Source organism: Streptomyces cavernae (assembly GCF_004023625.1).
Taxonomy (GTDB): domain Bacteria; phylum Actinomycetota; class Actinomycetes; order Streptomycetales; family Streptomycetaceae; genus Streptomyces; species Streptomyces cavernae.
Map to the genome: position 1 here is coordinate 126,979 of NZ_RPDJ01000020.1, position 20,857 is coordinate 147,835.

The 20,857-nt window shown below is 72.0% G+C and carries 19 protein-coding genes and 1 pseudogene; 8 read left to right on the forward strand and 12 right to left on the reverse strand.

Annotated features, from left to right (window positions below; all coding sequences use genetic code 11):
* Positions 1-257 precede the first annotated feature (257 nt).
* On the reverse strand, positions 258-425 hold the full coding sequence (locus EF387_RS29090; protein ID WP_003966491.1) for a DUF3117 domain-containing protein: 168 nt from the start codon (positions 423-425) through the stop codon (positions 258-260).
* Positions 426-778: 353 nt separating this feature from the next.
* Here EF387_RS29090 and chcB point away from each other — a divergent pair, with 353 nt between their 5' ends.
* Positions 779-1,582: a 2-cyclohexenylcarbonyl CoA isomerase gene (gene chcB / locus EF387_RS29095; protein ID WP_128379596.1), complete on the forward strand. Its 804-nt coding sequence runs from the start codon at positions 779-781 to the stop codon at positions 1,580-1,582.
* A 355-nt stretch (positions 1,583-1,937) separates the two neighbouring features.
* On the opposite strand, the pseudogene EF387_RS29100 reads toward chcB, so the two are convergent.
* Both EF387_RS29100 and EF387_RS29105 read right to left on the reverse strand, forming a co-directional pair.
* Positions 1,938-2,501 (reverse strand): annotated as a pseudogene (locus EF387_RS29100) (DNA-3-methyladenine glycosylase I); the annotation flags it as partial.
* Entirely contained in the window at positions 2,498-2,866 is a 369-nt protein-coding gene (locus EF387_RS29105; protein ID WP_128379597.1) for a DivIVA domain-containing protein, read from the reverse strand. The pseudogene EF387_RS29100 and the gene EF387_RS29105, both read right to left, overlap by 4 nt.
* A gap of 146 nt (positions 2,867-3,012) precedes the next feature.
* Here EF387_RS29105 and folP point away from each other — a divergent pair, with 146 nt between their 5' ends.
* Positions 3,013-3,873, forward strand: coding sequence for a dihydropteroate synthase (folP, locus tag EF387_RS29110; RefSeq protein ID WP_128379598.1), 861 nt, complete (start codon positions 3,013-3,015; stop codon positions 3,871-3,873).
* 76 nt (positions 3,874-3,949) lie between these two features.
* Here the strand turns inward: folP and EF387_RS29115 are convergent, their stop codons facing one another.
* Together EF387_RS29115 and dapE are read right to left on the reverse strand one after the other, a co-directional pair.
* Positions 3,950-4,708, reverse strand: a complete 759-nt coding sequence (locus EF387_RS29115) for an LOG family protein (RefSeq protein ID WP_128379599.1) — start codon at positions 4,706-4,708, stop codon at positions 3,950-3,952.
* Positions 4,709-4,806: 98 nt separating this feature from the next.
* Positions 4,807-5,892, reverse strand: a complete 1,086-nt coding sequence (dapE, locus tag EF387_RS29120; protein WP_128379600.1) for a succinyl-diaminopimelate desuccinylase — start codon at positions 5,890-5,892, stop codon at positions 4,807-4,809.
* 159 nt (positions 5,893-6,051) lie between these two features.
* Here dapE and EF387_RS29125 point away from each other — a divergent pair, with 159 nt between their 5' ends.
* Together EF387_RS29125 and EF387_RS29130 are read left to right on the forward strand one after the other, a co-directional pair.
* On the forward strand, positions 6,052-6,948 hold the full coding sequence (locus EF387_RS29125; protein WP_128379697.1) for a heavy metal transporter: 897 nt from the start codon (positions 6,052-6,054) through the stop codon (positions 6,946-6,948).
* 334 nt (positions 6,949-7,282) lie between these two features.
* Positions 7,283-7,594 carry an ATP-binding protein gene (locus EF387_RS29130; protein ID WP_128379601.1) on the forward strand — a complete coding sequence of 104 codons (312 nt, stop codon included), beginning with the start codon at positions 7,283-7,285 and terminating at the stop codon, positions 7,592-7,594.
* Between the two features lie 486 nt (positions 7,595-8,080).
* Here the strand turns inward: EF387_RS29130 and EF387_RS29135 are convergent, their stop codons facing one another.
* Both EF387_RS29135 and fdxA read right to left on the reverse strand, forming a co-directional pair.
* A complete protein-coding gene (locus tag EF387_RS29135; RefSeq protein WP_128379602.1) occupies positions 8,081-9,178 on the reverse strand; it encodes a bifunctional succinyldiaminopimelate transaminase/glutamate-prephenate aminotransferase in 1,098 nt (365 codons plus the stop codon).
* A 153-nt stretch (positions 9,179-9,331) separates the two neighbouring features.
* A complete protein-coding gene (fdxA, locus tag EF387_RS29140) occupies positions 9,332-9,652 on the reverse strand; it encodes a ferredoxin (protein ID WP_128379603.1) in 321 nt (106 codons plus the stop codon).
* A gap of 140 nt (positions 9,653-9,792) precedes the next feature.
* On the opposite strand from fdxA, the gene EF387_RS29145 reads away from it, so the two are divergent.
* Together EF387_RS29145 and EF387_RS29150 are read left to right on the forward strand one after the other, a co-directional pair.
* Positions 9,793-10,806: a GNAT family N-acetyltransferase gene (locus EF387_RS29145; protein WP_128379604.1), complete on the forward strand. Its 1,014-nt coding sequence runs from the start codon at positions 9,793-9,795 to the stop codon at positions 10,804-10,806.
* 121 nt (positions 10,807-10,927) lie between these two features.
* Positions 10,928-11,779 carry a transglutaminase-like domain-containing protein gene (locus EF387_RS29150; protein WP_128379605.1) on the forward strand — a complete coding sequence of 284 codons (852 nt, stop codon included), beginning with the start codon at positions 10,928-10,930 and terminating at the stop codon, positions 11,777-11,779.
* A 615-nt stretch (positions 11,780-12,394) separates the two neighbouring features.
* Here EF387_RS29150 and EF387_RS29155 read toward each other — a convergent pair.
* From EF387_RS29155 to EF387_RS29170, 4 genes are all read right to left on the reverse strand, one after another.
* Complete coding sequence (locus tag EF387_RS29155; protein ID WP_128379606.1) at positions 12,395-14,779, reverse strand: hypothetical protein; 2,385 nt, start codon at positions 14,777-14,779, stop codon at positions 12,395-12,397.
* A 189-nt stretch (positions 14,780-14,968) separates the two neighbouring features.
* Positions 14,969-15,391: a DUF6113 family protein gene (locus EF387_RS29160; protein WP_128379607.1), complete on the reverse strand. Its 423-nt coding sequence runs from the start codon at positions 15,389-15,391 to the stop codon at positions 14,969-14,971.
* 46 nt (positions 15,392-15,437) lie between these two features.
* Positions 15,438-16,517, reverse strand: a complete 1,080-nt coding sequence (mshB, locus tag EF387_RS29165; RefSeq protein ID WP_238431762.1) for an N-acetyl-1-D-myo-inositol-2-amino-2-deoxy-alpha-D-glucopyranoside deacetylase — start codon at positions 16,515-16,517, stop codon at positions 15,438-15,440.
* 206 nt (positions 16,518-16,723) lie between these two features.
* A complete protein-coding gene (locus EF387_RS29170; protein WP_128379608.1) occupies positions 16,724-16,918 on the reverse strand; it encodes a hypothetical protein in 195 nt (64 codons plus the stop codon).
* A 179-nt stretch (positions 16,919-17,097) separates the two neighbouring features.
* Between EF387_RS29170 and EF387_RS29175 the strand changes: the two genes are divergently transcribed.
* Positions 17,098-19,212, forward strand: a complete 2,115-nt coding sequence (locus EF387_RS29175) for a S9 family peptidase (RefSeq protein ID WP_128379609.1) — start codon at positions 17,098-17,100, stop codon at positions 19,210-19,212.
* Positions 19,213-19,416: 204 nt separating this feature from the next.
* Here EF387_RS29175 and EF387_RS29180 read toward each other — a convergent pair whose 3' ends face one another.
* Positions 19,417-19,800 carry a VOC family protein gene (locus EF387_RS29180; protein ID WP_128379610.1) on the reverse strand — a complete coding sequence of 128 codons (384 nt, stop codon included), beginning with the start codon at positions 19,798-19,800 and terminating at the stop codon, positions 19,417-19,419.
* 48 nt (positions 19,801-19,848) lie between these two features.
* Here EF387_RS29180 and EF387_RS29185 point away from each other — a divergent pair, with 48 nt between their 5' ends.
* Positions 19,849-20,595 carry a class I SAM-dependent DNA methyltransferase gene (locus tag EF387_RS29185; RefSeq protein WP_128379611.1) on the forward strand — a complete coding sequence of 249 codons (747 nt, stop codon included), beginning with the start codon at positions 19,849-19,851 and terminating at the stop codon, positions 20,593-20,595.
* The last annotated feature ends 262 nt before the right edge of the window (positions 20,596-20,857 follow it).

A 20,857-nucleotide genomic window follows, 5' to 3' on the forward strand; every position in this document is an offset into this window, starting at 1 on the left:
GTGATCGCGCCGCACGGGGAGGAGGCCGGAGCGCAGTCGGCGGATGCCACCGGAACAACGCGACAACGCCCGGAACAGCGGCAACAGCGACCCGGCTTGAACGGGAATCGCACGGGCCACGTATCCAGGGACGAGCGGGCGCCGCGGGTGCCCCATGGGCACATCAGGGGGTCCCGTGGACAAGTCGGGGGACAAACGGGCGCCCCGGCATCCGCGTACGATGCCGGGGCAGCCGAAGAGGTATCGTCGCTTTCGCGTCAGCCGACGACCTTCTTGAGGGCGTCGCCGAGCGCGTCGGCCTCGTCCGGGGTCAGCTCGACGACGAGCCGACCGCCGCCTTCGAGCGGAACGCGCATGACGATGCCCCGCCCCTCCTTGGTCACCTCGAGCGGGCCGTCGCCCGTCCGCGGCTTCATGGCCGCCATGCTCGTTCCCCTTCCTGAAACCAGCTCATCGTCAAGCCGACGGCCCCTCTGAAGGGCACGTAACCCTCACGGGGCACGCGTCACCGGCATCGAACACATTGCTTCCAGGCCATTATCCCGCATCTCAGGACCCGATGACCAACATCAGTCGGCATCGCTTGGGCAACGCGCGCGAGCAAAACCACTCAATTCGGCGATGTGACTGCGATACTGCGCGACCGCACGGACTTCCGGTGTGTGCGAATTCCTTGACCCAGGTCACATGACCGGTCCTCTCCCCCGCCGGTGATCTCCGCCATGCTGTCGTGAGACCGTCCAGAACGATGACCGAGCCGCTACGACGGAGGGGACCCATGGCCGACACCGTGCTCTACGAGGTGAGCGACGGGCTCGCGACGATCACGATCAACCGCCCCGAGGCGATGAACGCGATGAACACCGAGACGAAGGTCGCCTTCCGGGACGCGGTACAGGCCGCAGCCGGGGACCCGGCGGTCCGGGCGGTGCTGCTGACCGCCGCCGGTGACCGGGCGTTCTGCGTGGGCCAGGACCTCAAGGAGCACATCGGGCTGCTGGCCGCGGACCGGGAGACGGGCTCCCGGCTCACGATGAACACCGTGGGTGAGCACTACAACCCGATCGTGCGGGCGCTGGCCGGGATGGCCAAGCCCGTGGTGGCGGGGGTCAACGGGGTGGCGGCCGGGGCGGGCTTCGGCTTCGCGCTCGCCGCGGACTACCGGGTCGTCGCCGACACGGCGGCCTTCAACACCTCCTTCGCGGGTGTCGCGCTCACCGCCGACTCCGGCATCTCCTGGACACTGCCGCGGATCGTCGGCCCCGGCCGCGCCGCCGACCTGCTGCTCTTCCCGCGCAGCGTGAACGCCGAGGAGGCGTACCAACTGGGCATCGCGAACCGTGTGGTCCCCTCCGCGGACCTGGCCGCGGAGGCCGAGAAGGTGGCCCGCAGCCTCGCCGAGGGCCCCACGGTGGCGTACGCGGCCATCAAGGAGTCCCTCGCTCACGCCCTTGCGCACACCCTGGACGAGACCCTGGAGAAGGAGGACGAGCTCCAGACCAGGGCGGGCGCCTCCGAGGACCACGGCATCGCGGTGAAGGCCTTCATCGCCAAGGAGCGGCCGAAGTACCTGGGCCGCTAGGTCCTGTCGTCAAATTCCCGTCGTCCGCCCGAAGGGCGGGCCGCGCGGCGTCATGGGGTCCCCCCTGCTCATGGGGGTCCCCCCGCTCGAGCGCAGCCGAGAGTGGGGGAGAAGTCGAGAGCTTGGGGGAGCGGGCTCTGGGGGTACCCCCGGCCGGAGGCTGGGGAAGTGCCGGGCGGAAGTCCTCGTACTGGATGTACTTGGGCTTTCGCCCGGTGCGGCGAGTGGGGGTCCCCCTGCTCGGAGAGCTTGGGGGAGCGTGCATGGCGTCGCGCGGCAGACGGGAATTTGACGACCGGCCCTCCCTGTGTCCCGGGCGGGGGCCGCTCCCCGCGCGAGCGCGGGGACAGCGGCCCCGCGCCGCGCAGTCCGCCAGGTGGTCGTCCACCAGACCGCACGCCTGCATCAGGGCGTATGCCGTGGTCGGGCCGACGAAGCGGAGGCCTTTCTTCTTCAGGGCCTTGGACAGGGCCGTCGACTCGTCGGTGACCGGGGGGACGTCGGCGAGGGTCTTCGGGACCGGGTGGGACGACGGGGCGTGGGACCAGATCAGGGCGTCGAGTTCGCCGGGCGCCCACTCCGCCAGCACGCGCGCGTTGGCGAGCGTCGCCTCGATCTTGGCGCGGTTGCGGATGATGCCCGCATCGACGAGCAGGCGCTCCGCGTCGGTCTCGGTGAAGGCAGCCACCGCAGCGATCTTGAAGTCGGCGAACGCGGCCCGGAAGCCCTCGCGCCGGCGCAGGATCGTGATCCAGGACAGGCCCGACTGGAAGGCCTCCAGGCTCAGCCGCTCGTACAGGGCGTCGTCGCCGTGGACCGGGCGCCCCCACTCCTCGTCGTGGTAGGACACGTAGTCCTCGGTCGACAGTGCCCAGGGGCAGCGCAGTACCCCGTCGGTGCCCGCGATCGCGCCGCTCACGGCCGCTCGTCCTCCCTGTGGTCGAGGTGCTCGATGTCCCTGTCGAGCCGGGGGCCGTGCGTGGTTCGGGCGCCCGCCAGCGCGGCTTCCAGGTCCGCGATCCGCGCGTCCCGTTCGGCGATCTCCGCGCCGAGACGGCCCAGCGCGTCGTCCACGTCCGACATCCGGTAGCCCCGGACGGCCACCGGGAAGCGCAGGGACTCGACGTCGCCGCGGTTCACCGGGCGGTCCGGCGGCAGCGGGTCCTCGAACCGCTCGGGCGCGGCCTCGGGCAGTGCCGCGTTCTCGCCGCCGCCCACCACGGCCAGTGTGACCGCGGCCACCACCACGGCGAGCGCGACGACCAGGAAAAAGAACATGAGCATCTCTGGAGTCCCCACGCTCGGCTGTCGATCCGGAGTGCCCGGACGACTCGGTTCGGAAAGTCTCAGGGTCCGATCGTGCCATGCGACTCTGACAGTTAAGGTCGCAGGTGGCCGAAGAGCGAGATTCACCAGGAGGATCACAGCGGATGCTCAGGCTGGGCAGGCGCGAATTCGCCGCGCACGAGCAGGTGATCATGGCCATCGTGAACCGGACCCCGGACTCCTTCTACGACCAGGGCGCCACGTTCCGCGACGAGCCGGCTCTCGCGCGGGTGGAGCAGGCGGTCGCCGAAGGGGCCGCGATCATCGACATCGGCGGGGTCAAGGCCGGTCCCGGTGAGGAGGTCACGGCCGAGGAGGAGGCCCGCCGCACGGTCGGTTTCGTCGCCGAGGTGCGCCGTCGTTTCCCCGACGTGGTGATCAGCGTGGACACCTGGCGGCACGAGGTCGGCGAGGCGGTCTGCGCGGCGGGGGCGGACCTGCTGAACGACGCGTGGGGAGGGATCGACCCGAAGCTGGCCGAGGTCGCCGCGCGGCACGGCGTCGGACTCGTGTGCACACACGCCGGCGGGGCGCAGCCGCGGACCCGGCCGCACCGGGTCGCTTACGAGGACGTGATGGCCGACATCCTGCGGGTGACGCTCGGGCTCGCCGAGCGGGCCGTGGAGCTCGGTGTGCCCCGGGAGTCGGTACTCATCGATCCCGGGCACGACTTCGGCAAGAACACCCGGCACAGCCTGGAGGCGACGCGGCGGCTGGGCGAGATGGTCGGGACGGGCTGGCCGGTGCTTGTCTCGCTGTCCAACAAGGACTTCGTGGGCGAGACGCTGGACCGTCCGGTCAAGGAGCGGGTGGTCGGGACGCTGGCCACGACCGCGGTGTCCGCGTGGCTGGGGGCGCAGGTCTACCGGGTGCACGAGGTGGCGGAGACCCGGCAAGTGCTCGACATGGTCGCGTCCATCGCCGGGCACCGGGAGCCCGCGGTGGCCCGACGGGGGCTGGCCTGACGGTCACTCGTCCGCGGCCCGGGGGGCGGTTCCCGCCCCGCCCCCACCGCCGCTGCCCGTCCCGTAGCCCGACCGGTTACAACCCCGTCTCCTTGGACACCAGCGCCACCGCCTCCTCCACGTCGTCCGTGACGTGGAAGAGCAGGAGGTCCTTCTCCGAGGCCTTGCCCTGGGCGATCAGGGTGTTCTTGAGCCACTCGATCAGGCCGCCCCAGTACTCCGTGCCGAACAGGACGATCGGGAAGCGGGTGACCTTCTGGGTCTGGACGAGGGTGAGCGCCTCGAAGAGCTCGTCCAGGGTGCCCAGACCGCCGGGAAGGACCACGAAGCCCTGGGCGTACTTGACGAACATCATCTTCCGGACGAAGAAGTAGCGGAAGTTGAGGCCGATGTCGACGTACTGGTTGAGGCCTTGCTCGAAGGGCAGTTCGATACCGAGGCCCACCGAGATGCCCTTGGCCTCGCAGGCGCCCTTGTTGGCGGCCTCCATGGCGCCCGGGCCGCCCCCGGTGATCACGGCGAAGCCGGCCTCCACGAGCGCGCGTCCGAGGCGCACGCCCGCCTCGTACTCGGGCGAGTCCACCGGCGTGCGGGCGGAGCCGAAGACACTGATCGCGGGCGGGAGTTCGGCCAGCGTCCCGAAGCCCTCGATGAACTCCGACTGGATGCGCAGGACCCGCCAGGGGTCCGTGTGGACCCAGTCGGAGGGGCCGCCCGCGTCCAGGAGCCGTTGGTCCGTGGTGCTCGCCTGCACCTGCCCGCGCCTGCGCAGCACCGGTCCCAGCCGCTGCTCCTCCGGTGGCTGCTTCTTGCCCTCGGGGTTGCCGGTAGCCATGTCCGCTCCCTCCGCCGTCCGGTGGTTCGAGTTCAGCGTAGATCCACGGGGGTTACGGACGGGGGACGCGAGCGTGTCCGCCGTGAGCCGCCTTGGACTCAGGCCGTCAACCAGCCACGCAGCCGTTCCTCACCCGCGAGGATCTTGGACGTCTCCACGCGTTCGTCGCGCCGGTGCGCCAAGTGCGGGTTGCCGGGACCGTAGTTGACGGCCGGGACGCCCAGCGCGCTGAAGCGGGAGACGTCCGTCCAGCCGTACTTGGGCTGCGGTGTACCCCCCACCGCCTTCATGAAAGCCTGCGCCGCGGGGTGCGAGAGGCCGGGCAGGGCCGCGCCGCTGTGGTCCTCGACGACGAACTCCTCGACGCCGCAGTCCGCGAAGACCTCGTGGACGTGGGCGACGGCCTGCTCCTCGGTGCGATCGGGGGCGTAGCGGAAGTTGACGGCCACCACGCACGCGTCCGGGATCACGTTGCCCGCGACCCCGCCCTCGATGCGTACGGCGTTGAGGCCCTCGCGGTACTCCAGGCCGTCGATGACCGGGTGACGCGGCTCGTACGCGGCCAGCCGCGCGAGGATGGGAGCGGCCGCGTGGATGGCGTTCGAGCCCATCCAGGAGCGCGCGGAGTGGGCGCGCTCGCCCGCCGTCTTCAGCAGCACGCGCAGCGTGCCCTGGCAGCCGCCCTCGACCTGTCCGTCCGAGGGTTCGAGAAGGACGGCGAAGTCGCCCTCGAGCCATTCGGGGTGGGCTTCCGCGACGTGTCCGAGGCCATTGAGGTGCGCGGCGACCTCCTCGTTGTCGTAGAAGACGAAGGTGAGGTCGCGGTTGGGTTCGGGCACGGTGGCGGCGATGCGCAGTTGGAGGGCGACGCCGGCCTTCATGTCGCAGGTGCCGCAGCCCCACAGCACGCCGTCCTCGTCGAGACGGGAGGGGACGTTGCCGGCGATGGGAACGGTGTCGATGTGGCCGGCGAGGATCACACGCTCCGCGCGGCCCAGGTTCGTACGAGCCACGACGTTGTTGCCGTGGCGGTCGACCGTGAGGTGCGGCAGGGCCCGCAGTGCGGCCTCGACGGCGTCCGCGAGGGGCTTCTCGCTGCCGCTCTCGGAGGGGAAGTCGACGAGCTGCGCGGTCAGGCGCGCGGCGTCCAGGGTGAGGTCGAGGGCGGGGGCGTCGAGGTCCATGGGGAGACCCTAACGCGCCCGGATGGCCGATTCGCAATGCTGTTCACTTCCGCACACCAACGTTGTCCACAATCTCAAATCGCACTCACAGTCACCTCGGCTACCGTGTGTGGCGTGTCTGAGTCCCCCACCTCCTCCTGGCGCGGTCGCCTCCTGCGTATGGCAGGGGCGATCGTGGTGTTGGCCGCGCTCGCGGGATACCTGACCTTGCAGTACCTCACGGGGAGCAGAGGCGCCCCGCGCTGCACGGTCGTCTCCGGAAAGGGCGACGGGGCGTCGTACGAGTTCACGGCGGAGCAAGCGGTGAACGCGGCGACGATCTCGGCGATAGGCACGACCCGCGGCATGCCCGAGCGGGCGGTCACCATCGCGCTGGCCACCGCTCTCCAGGAGTCCGAACTGCGCAACCTCGAACACGGCGACCGGGACTCGCTCGGCCTCTTCCAGCAGCGGCCGTCGCAGGGCTGGGGCACCGAGGAGGAGATCCTCGACCCGGCGTACGCGGCGGGCGAGTTCTACCGGCATCTGGCCAAAGTGCCCGACTACACCAGCCTGCCGCTGACGGTCGCCGCGCAGCGGGTGCAACGCAGCGGTTTCCCGGACGCGTACGCGAAGCACGAGCCGGACGCCGCGCTGCTCGCCGCGGCGCTGACCGGGCGGGCCGCGGCCACGCTCACCTGCGAGGGACGTCCCGCGGTCAAGCCCGGTCCGGGCGGTCCGGACGCGGTGCGGGCCGCGCTGGTGCGCGACTTCGGGCGTGAGGCGGTGCAGACGGCCGGAGCCGAGGTGAAGGCGGCTTTCGCAACCCCGCCCGCCACCGCGTCGCCCGCCGCCAAGAGCCGGGTGACGATCCCGGTGCCGCCCGCGTCGGGCTCGAACAAGACCCGTACCCAGCGCGGCTGGGAACTCGCCCACTGGGCGGTCGCCAACGCCTCGGCCCTGCGCATCGAGCGGGTGTCGTACGTCGGCCGCGAATGGAAAGCAGGTGTCGGCAGCGAGTGGCGTGCCGCCGGGGGCGAGGCAGCGACGGACGCGGTCAGCGTGGTGACACGCTGAGTCCGCTCCGTGCGGACGCACAACCGTGCGGAGCCCCCTCCGAACGAAGGGATTCCGTCAGGGCCTTGCAGATTCGCGGGCGCACATCGTCATATGCACGGGAATCTCTTGGGGGAAAAGAGCCGCGCCCCACTGACGCACCTACCGGCAGACCCTTTTGACCGCTTTCATCCGCAGCCGATAATGCGACGCATTGCCAACTCTTTACGTTGGCGCACCGCAACCTCCGCGGGCCGGGTGTCGGTTAGTCAGGGCGTTCCGGACCCGAGCTGACCAACCATCAGTCAACTCCGCGTCCGGTCAGCGTTCTTCCCTCTCCCGTCTAAGGAGCACCATGTCCCTCCCCCTGACCCGCCGGATCGCCCGTGCCGCGCTGCTGATCGCGGCGGGAGCGGCGCCCGTGGTCGGTGCGGCCGGCTCCGCGCACGCGGCCGCCCTGCCCGCCGCCCCCGAACTCGGCGGGCTGACCGCCGTGGACGGTGCGGACGTGGGCGACAAGGTCGACGGCGCGACCAAGAGCGTCACCGGGCTCACCGACGGCAAGGCCGTGCCCTCCGCCGAAAAGGTCCGCGGCGACGTTGCCGATTCCCTCGACAAGGGCGGGGTGCCGTCCTCGCTGCCCAAGAAGGGCTTGCCTATCGGCTGACCCCACAACCGTGAGGTGACCGGGGCCCGAGACCATCTCGGGCCCCGGGGACGCCCCCGGCATCAGAGCCCGAGCCCCAGCAACAGCACGGAACGCGCACCCCCACGCCCGGCAGCCGCGCACCGGCGCAAGGGGACGTGCCGGGTTCTCCACCCGCAGCGGCTGGCGCTCTGACCAGTCAGACCTCTACGTGAAACACGAAACGCTCCCCCAAGCTCTCGACTTCTCCCCCACTCTCGGCTGCGCTCGAGCGGGGGGACCCCCATGAGCAGGGGGCACCCCCATGACCGAGGACGGAGAACCCGGCGCGGCCCCGCCCCAAAAACCGGCAGGCGCAAGCGGCCGGGCCCGGCACCCGCAGCCCCGCCCCAAGAACCGACAGGGGGCGCACCACCCACCAAGGGCACGGGGCCCAGCCATCGACAGCAGGCGCACCGGCTCAAGAACGGCGCGGCGGCCCACCATGAAGTGGACCCACCTGAGCCCTCAGGCCCCCAGCCGCCGCACCGCGGCCCCCACCCGCTCATCCGTAGCCGTCAACGCCACCCGCACGAACCGCTCCCCGGCCGGCCCGTAGAAGTCCCCCGGAGCCACCAGGATGCCCAGGTCGGCGAGATGCCCCACCGTGTCCCAGCACGGCTCGTCGCGCGTCGCCCACAGGTACAGGCTGGCCTCGCTGTGCTCGATGCGGAAGCCGTGGTTCTCCAGAGCCCCGCGCAGGGCGGCACGCCGGGTCGCGTAGCGCTCCCGCTGCTCCCGTACGTGCTGCTCGTCCGCCAGCGCGGCGACCACCGCCGCCTGGGTCGGGGCCGGCGTCATCATCCCGCCGTGCTTGCGGATCTCCAGGAGGTCGCCGAGGACCGCCTGGTCGCCGACGAGGAACGCGGCCCGGTACCCCGCGAGGTTCGACCGCTTGGAGAGCGAGTGGACCGAGACGATCCCCTCGTACGAGCCACCGCACACGTCCGGGTGCAGCACCGAGACCGGGTCGGCCTCCCACCCCAGCTCGATGTAGCACTCGTCGGAGAACACCAGCACCCCGTGCTCCCGCGCCCAGGCGACGATCCGGGTCAGCTCCGGCTTCGACAGGACCCGTCCGGTGGGGTTCGACGGGGAGTTGAGCCAGAGCAGGCTGAGGCCCTCGGGGTCGAGTTCGGTGGGGTCGTCGTAGGCCACGTACTCGGCGCGGGCCAGCCGGGCTCCGACCTCGTACGTCGGGTAGGCCAGCCGCGGGTACGCCACGCGGTCGCCGGGACCGAGGCCGAGCTGGGTCGGCAGCCAGGCGACGAGTTCCTTGGAGCCGACGACCGGCAGCACGTGCCGGTGGGTGACTCCGCGGGCGCCGAGCCGCCGCTCGGCCCAGCCCGTGATCGCGTCCCGCAGCTCCGGCGTGCCCCAGACCGTGGGATAGCCCGGCGAGTCCGCCGCCGCGATCAGCGCTTTCTGGATCAGCTCCGGCACGGGGTCGACCGGCGTGCCGACGGACAGGTCCACCAGGCCGTCCGGATGCGCTGCGGCCGTGGCCCGGTAGGGCTGGAGCTTGTCCCAGGGAAAGGTGGGGAGGCGGTCGGAGACTGCGGACACGGGATCGGGCTCACTTTCTCGTACGGACGAGCACTTGTTGCTCGCTGCTCGCTGTCCCGTACGTACGCCGCGGTCCCGCACGGCGACCCACGATCAAGATCATGGCGATCGGGCCGTACGGGACCGAGGCGGCACGTATGTGATGCGGGCCGCTTACTGGTTCTGCGGCGGCAGCGCCGCGATGAAGGGGTGGTCGCGCTCGATCAGCCCCAGCTTGCTGGCGCCACCGGGCGAGCCGAGCTCGTCGAAGAACTCGACGTTCGCCTTGTAGTAGTCCTTCCACTCCTCCGGGGTGTCGTCCTCGTAGAAGATCGCCTCGACCGGGCAGACCGGCTCACAGGCCCCGCAGTCGACGCATTCGTCCGGGTGGATGTACAAGGACCGGTTGCCCTCGTAGATGCAGTCGACCGGGCACTCCTCGATGCACGCCTTGTCCTTGACGTCGACACAAGGCTGCGCGATGACGTAGGTCACGCTGTCGTTCCTCCTCGATAGGGCGCTGGCGGGCCTCCTCAGGCTCCGCCGCCTGGCGCGCGGGAGCGCGGCGTCGTCGATGCCCGCACCTAGTATCTCCGTTCCGGGGCATGATCCGAACAGGAGGGGTGAACTGACCTGTGGATTTCACGGCAGGCGGACGGCTCGAAGTCCAGATCAACGCCGCTGACGTGGGCAAACGCGTCTCCGTGCGCAGACTCCTCGACGGCAACGACGCGGGAGAGAAGTTCACCGACACGGTCGGCGTTCTCACATCATGGGACGAGGGTGTGCTGCTGATCACACGGCGCACCGGGGAGAGCGTACGGATCCCGGAGTCCTCGCTGGTCGCGGGCAAGGTCGTGCCGCCCGCCCCCGCCCGTCGGCGGGGTCCCGCGGCCTCGTACACGGAGCTGGCGCGCGTCGCCGCCCGGGCCTGGCAGCCGGTGGAGAGCGCATGGCTCGGCGACTGGGAGTTGCGCGCCGCGTCCGGCTTCACGCGCCGCGCCAACTCCGTCCTGCCGCTCGGCGACCCCGGGATGTCGATCGACGACGCCCTCGGACTCGTCCGTGGGTGGTACGAGGAGCGGGGCCTGCCCGCGTACATCCAGACGGCGACCGGGGCCGAGGGAACCCAGGAGTCGCTCTGCGCGGAGCTGGAGGCGCGCGGCTGGACCCGCGAGGTGACGGCGGAGCTGTGGACCGGAGCGCTCGCGCCGGTGGCAGATGTGCCGGTGGCGGATGCGCCGACGCCGTCCGTCGTGCTGGCGCGGACCGCGGACGAGGCGTGGCTCGGCCGGTACCAGCGCAAGGGCGTGAGCGACGTGGCCCTGCGGGTGCTGGGCAGCGGGCCGTCGGTGTGGTTCGCGACCATACCGGGCGAGGGCCGGGACGAGCCCGTGGCGATCGGCCGCTGCGTGGTGGACGGCCGCTGGGCGGGGTTCGCGGCGGTGGAGGTGGCTCCGGAGCAGCGGCTGCGGGGCCTGGCCTCCGCGGTGATGGCGGCGCTCGCCGGGCGGGCGCTCGAGGAGGGGGCGTCGGCGGGGTGGCTCCAGGTGGAGGCGGACAATGCGGGGGCGCGGGGGCTGTACTCCGCGATGGGGTTCGCCGCGCACCATGCGTACCACCACTACCGGGCGCCGCATATTCGGTGAGCGGCCCGGGTACGGGGAGCGCCTCTGGTGCGGTTGCGCGGGCCGAGCGGGACCCTGGTGGGGACGGCGACGGTTTTGGTGTCGGGCGGTATCGATCGTTGTGAGAGGGCACGAGCCTGCTATGCGGTCCCTTCGGCCTCCGGAACCCGAACAGTCCGCCGAGTGGCGGCGGCGGTTCGGGCTCGAGGCGCGGGCGGAGCGGCCCGATCTGTCCTTGCTGTGCCTGCTGATCGGGGCGGAGGCGGACGGGTCGCTGAACGAGGCCGGGCTCGACGCCTCGCAGATCCTGCTGGACGAGCTGGCCGGGCGGCTGCCGTTCCGGCCCGGTGGACCCCGTGCCTGGGCCACCGCGGTGGCGGAACTGCTCGGTGGGGAGTGCGGATTCCACGGCTCGCCGGCCGACTACCAGCGGCTCGAGTCCTCGCTCCTGCACCAGGTGCTCGCACGGCGGCGGGGGCTGCCGATCCTGCTGTCGGTGGTGTGGATGGAGGTCGCGCGCAGGGCCGGGGCGCCGGTGTACGGGGTCGCCCTGCCGGGGCACTTCGTCGTCGGCTTCGGCCCGCCCGAGGATCAGGTACTCGCCGATCCGTTCGACGGTGGCCGGGTGCTGACCGGCGGTGACGCGGAACTGCTGGTCGCCGGGGCCACGGGGGCGCCGCTGGATCCGTCGATGCTGGTGCCTGCCCGGCCGCTCGATGTCGTGCTGCGCATACTCAACAACATCCGGGCGTGGGCCGCTGCCCGTCCCGAGCGGTCCGAGGTCGCCCTGTGGGCGGTCGAGCTGTCCCTGCTGCTCCCCGCCCATCCGGCGCGTCTGCGCTACGAGTGGGCACAACTGCTGGTCGATCGCGGAGAGTTCCTGCGGGGAGCCACGGAGCTGGATGCCTATGCGGAGGTGGTGGCGGCGGTGGACGCCGCCGCCGCCGAGCGGGTCCGCCTCCAGGCGCGGGCGGCACGCTCCCTGCTCAACTGAGGCCTCGCCCATGCTTGCCGGTCCGGCACCGGACCGGACGGGCGCCGGCACCAGACCGTACAGGCGCCGGCACCGGACCGGACGGGCGCCGTACGGACCGGACAGGCGCCGTACGGACCGGACAGGCGCCGTACGGACCGGACAGGCGCCGTACGGACCGGACAGGCGCCGTACGGACCGGACAGGCGCCGTACGGACCGGACAGGCGCCGGCTACAGCCCGGCCCCTCTCCCTGGATCCGCATCGCGCTCGGGCCCGGGCTCGGCCCCGGGCCCCCCGGCTGCCACGCCCAGGCGTCAGCGGCGTGCTCGGTGCCCCGGCGGGGACCCCCGCCACCAGCCGGAACCCTCCGCGCCGCCCGGTCACGCCGCGGTGCACCCGCCTTCGCCAGGCCGCTCGGTGAGCCCGGTCGGCCCTTTCCCATGCGAGGTCCCCGCGCCGCCGCGTCCGTCGTCCGCCACCGTCAGTCGCGGTGTGGGCCCGTCCAGGGATCGGCGGCGTACCAGCCACACCGGCCCGGGACCTGTACAAGAGCCGAGGGCCGCGCCGAGGGCCAACACCGAAGGGCCGGTCACCATGACGGTGACCGGCCCTTCAGGGACGGAGGGGTACGGACTAGCTGGGGTTCGTCTTGATCTCACCGACCCGCTCGGCGGGCGTCTTGCCGACCAGTGCCGTGCGCAGCGCGCCGATGACGTCCTGGGGCGTCACGTCCGTCTTCTGGCCGGTGCCACGGGTGATCTTCACTCCGGTGAAGGTGGTGCCGTACAGCTCCTTCAACGCCTGCTGGTCGTAGGACTCGACGAGCTTTCCGTCGATCGCCTTGACGCCGAGGAACTTCCACAGGGAGTTCGCCGGGCTGAACCGGATGAACTCCACGCCGTCCACCTCGATCGTGACGACCCCGGACATCGCGGGCTCCGCGAACTTCTTCATCATCCGGTCGACCTCGGCGTTCGTGATCGTCGGCTGCTTGGTGGTGGTCGGCACCTGGATGGTGCCCGACTTCCCGGTCTCCACCTGGGTGCGGTACGCCTCCTCCACCGCCTCCATCGAGCGGGCGGGGTCGATGCCCTTGCCCGCCTTGCCGTACACGGCCACGGCCTTGCCGGACTCGAACTTGATGGTGCCCTCGGTGATCGTGCCGGAGTCGCCCCCGGCGCGCTCCAGCGCGGCCCGCAGCTTCTCGCCGTCGACCGGCATCACCGGGTCGACCACGCGCTTCTGGCCGAAGAGCGAACCGACCACGGACACCGGGTTGTAGTCGCTGTGCGCCGCCGAGTCGACCGTCGCCGCGACATCGAGCTGGAGGCCGGCCTGGTCGGGCGGCAGCTGGACCGTGTCGCCGTCGACGCTCAGCTGGATCGCCTTCTCGGACCGCTTGCCGAGGGCGTCGTCGAGCTTCTTGACGGCCTCGTCGCGGGTGTTGCCGCCGATGTCGACGCCGAGCACGGTGGTGCCCTGCGGCACGTCCGAACGATTCATCAGCAGCCCGGCGCCATAGGCGAATCCGGCCACGGTCACGGCCGCCGCGCACATGAGGACCAGCTTGTTGCGGCCCTTCTTCTTGGCGGACTTCGCGGAGGCGGCCGCGGGCTGGACCGGCTCGGGCAGCTTCGGGGCCGTGTGCGGCAGCGGGCCGTCGGTGTGCGCGCCGGGCCCGAACGGGGAGCGCGGCCCGCTCGGCACGACGGGGATGCCGCTGGTCAGTGTGTGCCCGGAAGGGTTGTCGCCGGGACCGCCGAAGCCGGGGCCCGGGGGTTCGGAGGCCGGCTTCTGCGGGGTGAGGATCGCGGTGTCGTCACTCATCCCGCCACCGGGGCCGGGGCGCGGTCCGCCCGGGCCGGACGGGGCGGCGCCGGGGCCCGCGGATGAGGCGACGCGGGTCTCGCCGGTGGCGGGGCCGCCGGTCGAGCCGCCGGGTCCGTGGTCCGCGAAGCCGTGGGCGTCCGCGAACCCGTGGGCGTCCGGGAAGCCGGAACCCTGCGGGCCGCCCTGACCGCCGTCCGAGAAGTACGGGAGGTCGTCGCGGCGCGGTTCGCCGAAGCCGTCGAACTCCGGGTAGCCGCCGGTCCCGGGGGTGCCTTTGGGACCCGATCCGTTGGGGCCGGCTCCGTTGGGGCCGGCGGTCTTGGTACCGCCACCGGTCTGGGTGCCGCTGCCGCCGGTACCGCCGGTACCGCCGCTGCCCCCGAGCGGGCCCGCCGCCAGCGCCGCGGACACGTCGAAGGAGCCGGTGCCGCCGCCGTGGCCGGGCGCGACCAGGCCGGAGCCGGTGGCACCACCGGGCCGGGGGCCGGAGCCGTTGGCGCCGGGACGGGCACCGCCCACGCCGGGCACACCCGAGCCGTTCGTACCGCCCGTGGCACGTGGAACACCCGCGGCGGGAGTGCCCGGGCCGCTGGTGCCGCCGGGGCGGGGGCCGCGGGCCGCTCCGGCCGTTCCCGGGGCGCCGGGACCGGCACCGTTCGCACCGGGTGCGCCCGAGCCGTTGCCGCCGCCGGACCGGCCTGCCGTGCCGCCCGCGGAACCGGGCGCCTGGGTGCGCGGGCCCGAACCGCCGGGTGAGCCCGCACCGTTGCCGGTTGCGCCGTTCGTACCGCCGCCCGTGCCACCGTCCTTGGTCTTGCGGGGCACGAACCAGTCGCTGGTCTTGTCCTCGGCGGGAGCCGGAGCGGCAGCGGGCGCCTCGGTGACGACGGACGACGCACCGGCCGGCTCCGCGGCGCCGTCGGGAGCCTCCGCGGCGCTCTTGTCGGCGTCGGCGACCGGGGTCCGCATGACGACGGGCGGAATGGGCCGCGACCCGGGGATGTTGATCCGGATCCGGGTCGTCAGCGTCGTCTCGGTCTTCGGCTGCTCGGACGGCGGATCACCGGCCTGGCGGCCCGCGGCGTCCTCGGAGATCGCGGGAATGCCGTACGGCGGCGTCCCCGACGGATACGCGGCTCCGCCACGCCCGTTGGGGCCGGCGGACGAACTGTCAGTTTCACGACTCAAGGCAGGTTCTCCCGGTTTGCTCCGCCGCCCGCCCCCACTCTCGACTTCGCTCGAGCGGGGGGATCCCATCGCAGCTTCGGGCGGCTCGGCGGCGCGCACCACCATACTGGCCGCCTACGACCCACATTCCGCGACCGTCGCGGAAACCCGCACGGGACCCGCACGCCGCGAATACGCCGAAGTGGTACGTCACTTGCCAAGTCGGGTGTCGGGCCCGCTTGGTTGCCGCCCTCGACCCAAGGTGGCGCAGATCACAGCAACTCCCATGCCCCCGAGGAGGAAGAGGTAGGAGCCGAGTCCCGCGCCGAAGAGGAAGTCGCCCTCCGGACGGCTCGTGGTGAGCAGGATGACGGCGATCATCCAGCCCGCCGCCGGCGCCAGCGCTCCGGCGCGCGCGTTCATGGCCCGTGCCCCGCCGAGGAACAGTCCGGCCGCGCCCAGCAGGGCCAGCAGCAACCCGCCCGGGAACCAGCCGGGTTGGATCAGCGCCCCGGCCGCGCCGACCACGGCTCCCAGCAGGAAGAGTCCCACGTACGCGACGACCCGCCCGGCGGACGGGGGCCGCAACGGCTGCGCGAGCATGCTTCCGCCCGCGCCCGACCCGGTACTCATCACACGACCGCCCTTCCGTTCGTGGGCCGCTGTCCCCTCGTACGCATCAGACGGCCGCCCCATTCACCGGACCCGCCCCGTTCACAGGAACATCCAGCCCCGCGAACAGGTCCGTCTCGGTCGCGGGGCCGCGCCAGGCATCGGAAGCGGCCCCGGGCACGGCCTCCCGTTCATCACCGGACACGGCCTCGCGTTCATCACCGGACACGGCCTCGCGTGCATCACCGGACACGGCCTCGCGTGCATCACCGGACACGGCCCCGGGCCCGGCATCGTGTAGGGCTCCGACCGGGCCTCGCACCAACTCGTAGTACTCGACGGCGAAGAGCGGCTGGGCGAGCTGGTTGGAAAGCGCGAACCACGGTTCCACCACCTCGATCTGGGTGGCGTGCGCCCGCATCGCGGCGGCTTTCGCGGCGGCGAAGGCGGTGCCGTCGATCCGAGTGGTGATCATCTGGTCGTCGACCACTCCGGGCACGTCAGCGACGGTCGCGGACTCGGGGAAGGGCAACTCGTGCAGGACCTCGCGGAGCCGGGCGAAGCCCTCTTCGACGACCGAGCGCGGCACGCGGTTGAAGTAGATCTTGGCGATGGTCCAGGCGTCGCCGAGATCCCTGCGGTAAGCGCGTTCTGCGGCCAGTTCGGCGGCGCGCACCGCCACGCGGTGGGCCTTGATGTGGTCCGGGTGTCCGTAGCCGCCGTTCCGGTCGTAGGTGATCAACACCTGGGGGCGGACCTCGCGGATCACCTCGACGAGGTGCGCGGCCGCTTCGTCGAGGTCGGCGGACCAGAAGGCGTTCGGCCGGTGGTTCTGCGGGACGCCCATCATCCCGGAGTCGCGGTAGCGGCCGGGGCCGCCGAGGAAGCGGTGGTCGGTGACGCCCAGTTCCTTCATCGCGGCGGCCAGCTCACCGACGCGGTACGGGCCGAGCGCGTCCTCTCGGTCGGGGGCGAGATGCTCCAGCTCGTCCGGAATGACCTCGCCCTCTTCGCCGAGGGTGCAGGTCACCAGCGTCACCCGGGCGCCCTCGGCCGCGTACTTGGCCATGGTCGCACCGTTGTTGATCGCCTCGTCGTCCGGGTGCGCGTGCACCAGCAGCAGACGGCGGGCGGGCAGTTCCGTCATGGTCCTACCCTACGAGGTGCTCGACGCCTGCTCGGGCGCCTCCCGGCGGCCTGATCAGAAGTACGGCACAGGTCCGCCGCCGACGGGCTCCGGTCGTCGCACCCCGGAGCCCTCGCTCCACCCCGGAGCCCTCGCCGCACCCCGGGTCAGAGGCGTCCCACCCGGATCAGCAGCCTCCCACCCGGGTCAGCAGCGTCCCACCCGGGTCAGAACTTGATGCCGCCGATCATGCCCGCCACGTTCGTGGTGAGTTCGCTGATCGTCGGGGCGACGGAGGAGCTCGCCAAGTAGAAGCCGAGCAGCACGCACACCACCGCGTGCCCGGCCTTCAATCCTGACTTCTTGACCAGGATGAAGACGATGATCGCCAGCAGCACCACCGCCGAAATCGAGAGTGCCACGGCGGTTCACCTCCAAAGATCCCAGGGACAGGGGGGTCGGTCATGGGGGCACTGAATGCTTGCCTTGCAACAGCCAGCAGGTTCATACCCACACAGCGCTAGGGATCATAACTATTCGTACCTGCGCATCGATCGGCGCACGGCCGCACAAGGGGGCGCATGGCCAATATGGTCGAGGCATGACGACCGAGCCTTACTCGTTCCCACGCCGGCACGCGCGGACCCAGCGGTTCACGCTCGGCGCGCCCCGGGCGTTCACCGTGGCGCCCGACGGTTCCCGCGTGGTGTTCCTGCGCTCCCGCTCCGGCACCGACCGGGCCAGTCTGCTGTGGGTCCAGGACCTCTCCGAGGGCGCGGAGAGAGTGGCGGCGGACCCGAAGGCGCTGCTCGGGGGCGCCGACGAGAACCTGTCGGCCGAGGAGCGCGCGCGGCGCGAGAGGAGTCGCGAGGGCGGCGCGGGCATCGTCGGCTACGCCACCGACGCGGCCGTCGAACTCGTCTCATTCGCGTTGTCCGGACGGCTCTTCACGGCGGAACTGCGGGCCGGCACGGCACGCGAACTTGCCGTCCCGGGACCGGTGATCGACCCCCGGCCGTCGCCGGACGGGCGGCGGATCGCGTACGTCGCCGCCGGCGCGCTGCGGGTCGTCGGGGCCGAGGGCGAGGACGACGGCGCGCTCGCGGAACCCGAGGCGCCGACCGTCTCCTACGGATTGGCCGAATTCATCGCCGCCGAGGAGATGGGCCGTTCCCGTGGCTTCTGGTGGTCGCCGGACTCGGCACGGCTGCTGGTGGCACGCGCCGACGACGCGCCCGTGGAACGCTGGTGGATCTCCGATCCCGCGCGTCCCGAACGTGAGCCACACCACGTCCCGTATCCGGCGGCCGGCACGGACAACGCGGACGTACGGCTGTTCGTTCTGGGTCTCGACGGGACGCGCGCGGAGGTCGTGTGGGACCGCGTGCGCTACCCCTATCTCGCGCATGTGCACTGGTCGGCGGCAGGAGCGCCGCTGCTTCTGGTACAGGCGAGGGACCAGCGGAGCCAGCTCTTCCTGGCCGTTGACCCGGACGAGGGTTCGACGCGGATGGTGCACGCGGACGAAGATCCACAATGGCTGGATCTTTTCCCCGGCGTGCCGTGCTGGAGCCCGTCCGGGCAGCTGGTGCGGATCACGGACGAGGGTGGCGCGCGGGTGCTCGCGGTGGGCGAACGGCCCCTGACCGGACCTCAGTTGCACGTGCGCGCGGTGCTGGACGTGTCGGACGACGACGCGCTCGTGTCCGCGTCGGCCGGTGAGACGGCCCCCGAGCCCGAAATCGGCGAAGTCCATGTGTACCGCGTCAACGAACTCGGCGTGGAACGGGTCTCCCAGGAGCCCGGCGTGCACTCCGCGGTGCGCGCCGGGGGCGTGACCGTGCTCGTGTCCTCCGTACCGGACCGGCCGGGCGCCCAGGTGCAGGTGCTGCGGGAGGGTAAGCGGGTCGCGACGATCGCGTCGTACGCGGAACACCCCGATCTGTCCCCGCGCATCTCACTGACGCAAGGGGGCGCACGACGCGTCCCCTGCGCCGTTTTGCTCCCCACGGGTTACACCGAGGGGCCGTTGCCGGTGTTGATGGATCCCTACGGCGGCCCGCACGCGCGCCGCGTCGTCGCGGCACACAACCCGCATCTGACGTCGCAGTGGTTCGCCGACCAGGGCTTCGCGGTGGTCGTCGCCGACGGCCGGGGCACCCCGGGCCGCTCGCCCGCGTGGGAGAAGGCGATCCACGAGGACTTCACGGTCACCCTGGACGACCAGATCGACGCCCTCCACGCCCTGGCGGACCACTATCCCCTGGATCTGGACCGGGTGGCGATCCGCGGCTGGTCGTACGGCGGTTATCTCGCGGCCCTCGCGGTGCTGCGCCGCCCGGACGTCTTCCACGCCGGTATCGCGGGCGCCCCCGTGACCGACTGGCGGCTCTACGACACCCACTACACGGAGCGCTATCTGGGCGACCCGACCACGTCCCCGCAGACGTACCGGAAGAGCTCGCTCATCGACGACGAGGGCCTGGTGGACCCGCACGGGCCGCACCGGCCGCTGATGATCGTCCACGGCCTGGCCGACGACAACGTGGTCGCCGCGCACACCCTGCGCCTGTCCTCCGCCCTCCTGGCGGCCGGCCGAACCCATGAGGTACTCCCGCTGTCGGGCGTCACCCACATGACCCCACAGGAGCAGGTGGCGGAGAATCTGCTGCTGTTGCAGGTGGACTTCCTGAAGCGGTCCCTGGCCCGGCCCTAGCGCCACGGGGGCACCAGTGCCCGACGGGCTCAGGAACGGGCGACGGACCGGGGCGACATGGCGCGCCCCGGTCCGTCTACGGCACCCGCACGGCCGTACGTCGTTCACCTTGACGCGTCCGTATATCGGAACCGCTTCCACCAAGTTGCCTGCGTGTTAACGACGTTTGCGGGCATTTGTGCGACTATGCCGCGTCGGCGGTCGTCAGTCGGCCTCTTCGCGCTTTCCCTCGCGTTCCACACAGAACTCGTTGCCCTCCGGGTCCGCCATGGTGACCCACCCGCCCCCGTCCGGCCGCGTGTGATCGGCGATGACGCGGGCCCCGAGGGAGATGGCGCGTTCGACGTCCTCCGCGCGGGTCCGGCCGGGCCGGAGGTCGAAGTGGATGCGGTTCTTGGCCGTCTTGCGCTCCGGGACGCGGACGAAGAGCAGGGCCGGACCGCCGGCGGGGTCGGCGATCAGGGCCTCCGGATCGCCCGGCTTGTCGTCGTCGGCCAACGGGCGGCCGAGCAACTCGCTCCAGAACAGACCGAGTTCGTAGGGGTCACCCGTGCAGTCGAACGTGATGTGACGGATCGTGGGATGCATTCGGCCGATGATGTCACCCAACTCCCGGGCGGCTGACAGAATTTCGCGGTGGTCGATCGTGCGTTTGGGGATGCCTCGCTGGCTGGGCTGTACGACGCGCTCAATCCCTGGGGAGCGGGTGAGGCGTTCTACCTGGAGCTGGTGCTGGGCGCCTCGGCGGTGCTCGACGTCGGCTGCGGGACCGGGGTGCTGCTCCGGTGTGCCCGGGAGGCGGGGCACGGCGGGCGGCTGTGCGGGCTGGATCCGGCGGCGGCGATGCTGGTGCAGGCGCGGCGGCGGGCGCCCGCCGTGGAGTGGGTGCTGGGGGATCTGGTGTCGGCCCGGGGCCGGTGGGACGGCGGCTTCGACCTCGCCACCATGACCGGCCACGCGTTCCAGGTGCTGATCAGCGACGCCGAGATACGCACGGCCCTCGCCGCCGTGCGGGAGATGCTCGCGCCCGGCGGACACTTCGTGTTCGAGACGCGGAACCCGGCGGCCCGGGCCTGGGAACAATGGACTCCCGACCGGGTGCGGGATATCACGGACGCCGAGGGCCGGCCCGTACGGGTGTGGCACGAGGTCGAGACGCCGGTGAGCGGTGAGCTGGTGACCTTCGCGGAGACGTTCGAGGGTCCCGCCTGGCCTCGCCCTCAGATCAGCCACAGCACACTGCGGTTCCTCGGGGCCGAGGCCGTCGCCGGGTTCGTGCGTGAGGCGGGGCTCGTGGTGCAGGCCCAGTACGGCGACTGGGACCGACGGCCCATGAGCGCCACCGGCCCCGAGATCATCACGGTGGCACAACGGATCGACTGACGACGCGCGGGCGCTGACGTCGGGCGGGCGCTGACGTCGGGCGGGCGCTGCCGCCAGGGATGCCGCCATCGGGCGGGCGCCGCCGTCACGCAAACGCTGCTGACGCCGGGCGGGCGCCGCCGGGGGCGCTGACGCCGGGGGATGCCGCCGCCGGGCGGGCGCCGCCGTCACGCAGACGCTGCTGACGCCGGGCAGACGCTGACGCCAGGCAGACGCCGCCGCCGGGCGGGCGCCGCCGTCACGCAGACGCTGCTGCCGGGGG

Bases quoted from the DNA above. Each gene is read 5' to 3' on its own strand.
- EF387_RS29175 (WP_128379609.1), top strand. From the start codon at position 17,098: ATGACGACCGAGCCTTACTCGTTCCCACGCCGGCACGCGCGGACCCAG.
- folP (WP_128379598.1), top strand. From the start codon at position 3,013: ATGCTCAGGCTGGGCAGGCGCGAATTCGCCGCGCACGAGCAGGTGATC.
- EF387_RS29130 (WP_128379601.1), top strand. From the start codon at position 7,283: ATGTCCCTCCCCCTGACCCGCCGGATCGCCCGTGCCGCGCTGCTGATC.
- EF387_RS29125 (WP_128379697.1), top strand. From the start codon at position 6,052: ATGGCAGGGGCGATCGTGGTGTTGGCCGCGCTCGCGGGATACCTGACC.
- EF387_RS29090 (WP_003966491.1), bottom strand. From the start codon at position 425: ATGGCGGCCATGAAGCCGCGGACGGGCGACGGCCCGCTCGAGGTGACC.
- dapE (WP_128379600.1), bottom strand. From the start codon at position 5,892: ATGGACCTCGACGCCCCCGCCCTCGACCTCACCCTGGACGCCGCGCGC.
- EF387_RS29180 (WP_128379610.1), bottom strand. From the start codon at position 19,800: ATGCATCCCACGATCCGTCACATCACGTTCGACTGCACGGGTGACCCC.
- EF387_RS29105 (WP_128379597.1), bottom strand. From the start codon at position 2,866: ATGCTCATGTTCTTTTTCCTGGTCGTCGCGCTCGCCGTGGTGGTGGCC.
- EF387_RS29160 (WP_128379607.1), bottom strand. From the start codon at position 15,391: ATGAGTACCGGGTCGGGCGCGGGCGGAAGCATGCTCGCGCAGCCGTTG.
- mshB (WP_238431762.1), bottom strand. From the start codon at position 16,517: ATGACGGAACTGCCCGCCCGCCGTCTGCTGCTGGTGCACGCGCACCCG.
- chcB (WP_128379596.1), top strand. From the start codon at position 779: ATGGCCGACACCGTGCTCTACGAGGTGAGCGACGGGCTCGCGACGATC.
- EF387_RS29150 (WP_128379605.1), top strand. From the start codon at position 10,928: ATGCGGTCCCTTCGGCCTCCGGAACCCGAACAGTCCGCCGAGTGGCGG.
- EF387_RS29115 (WP_128379599.1), bottom strand. From the start codon at position 4,708: ATGGCTACCGGCAACCCCGAGGGCAAGAAGCAGCCACCGGAGGAGCAG.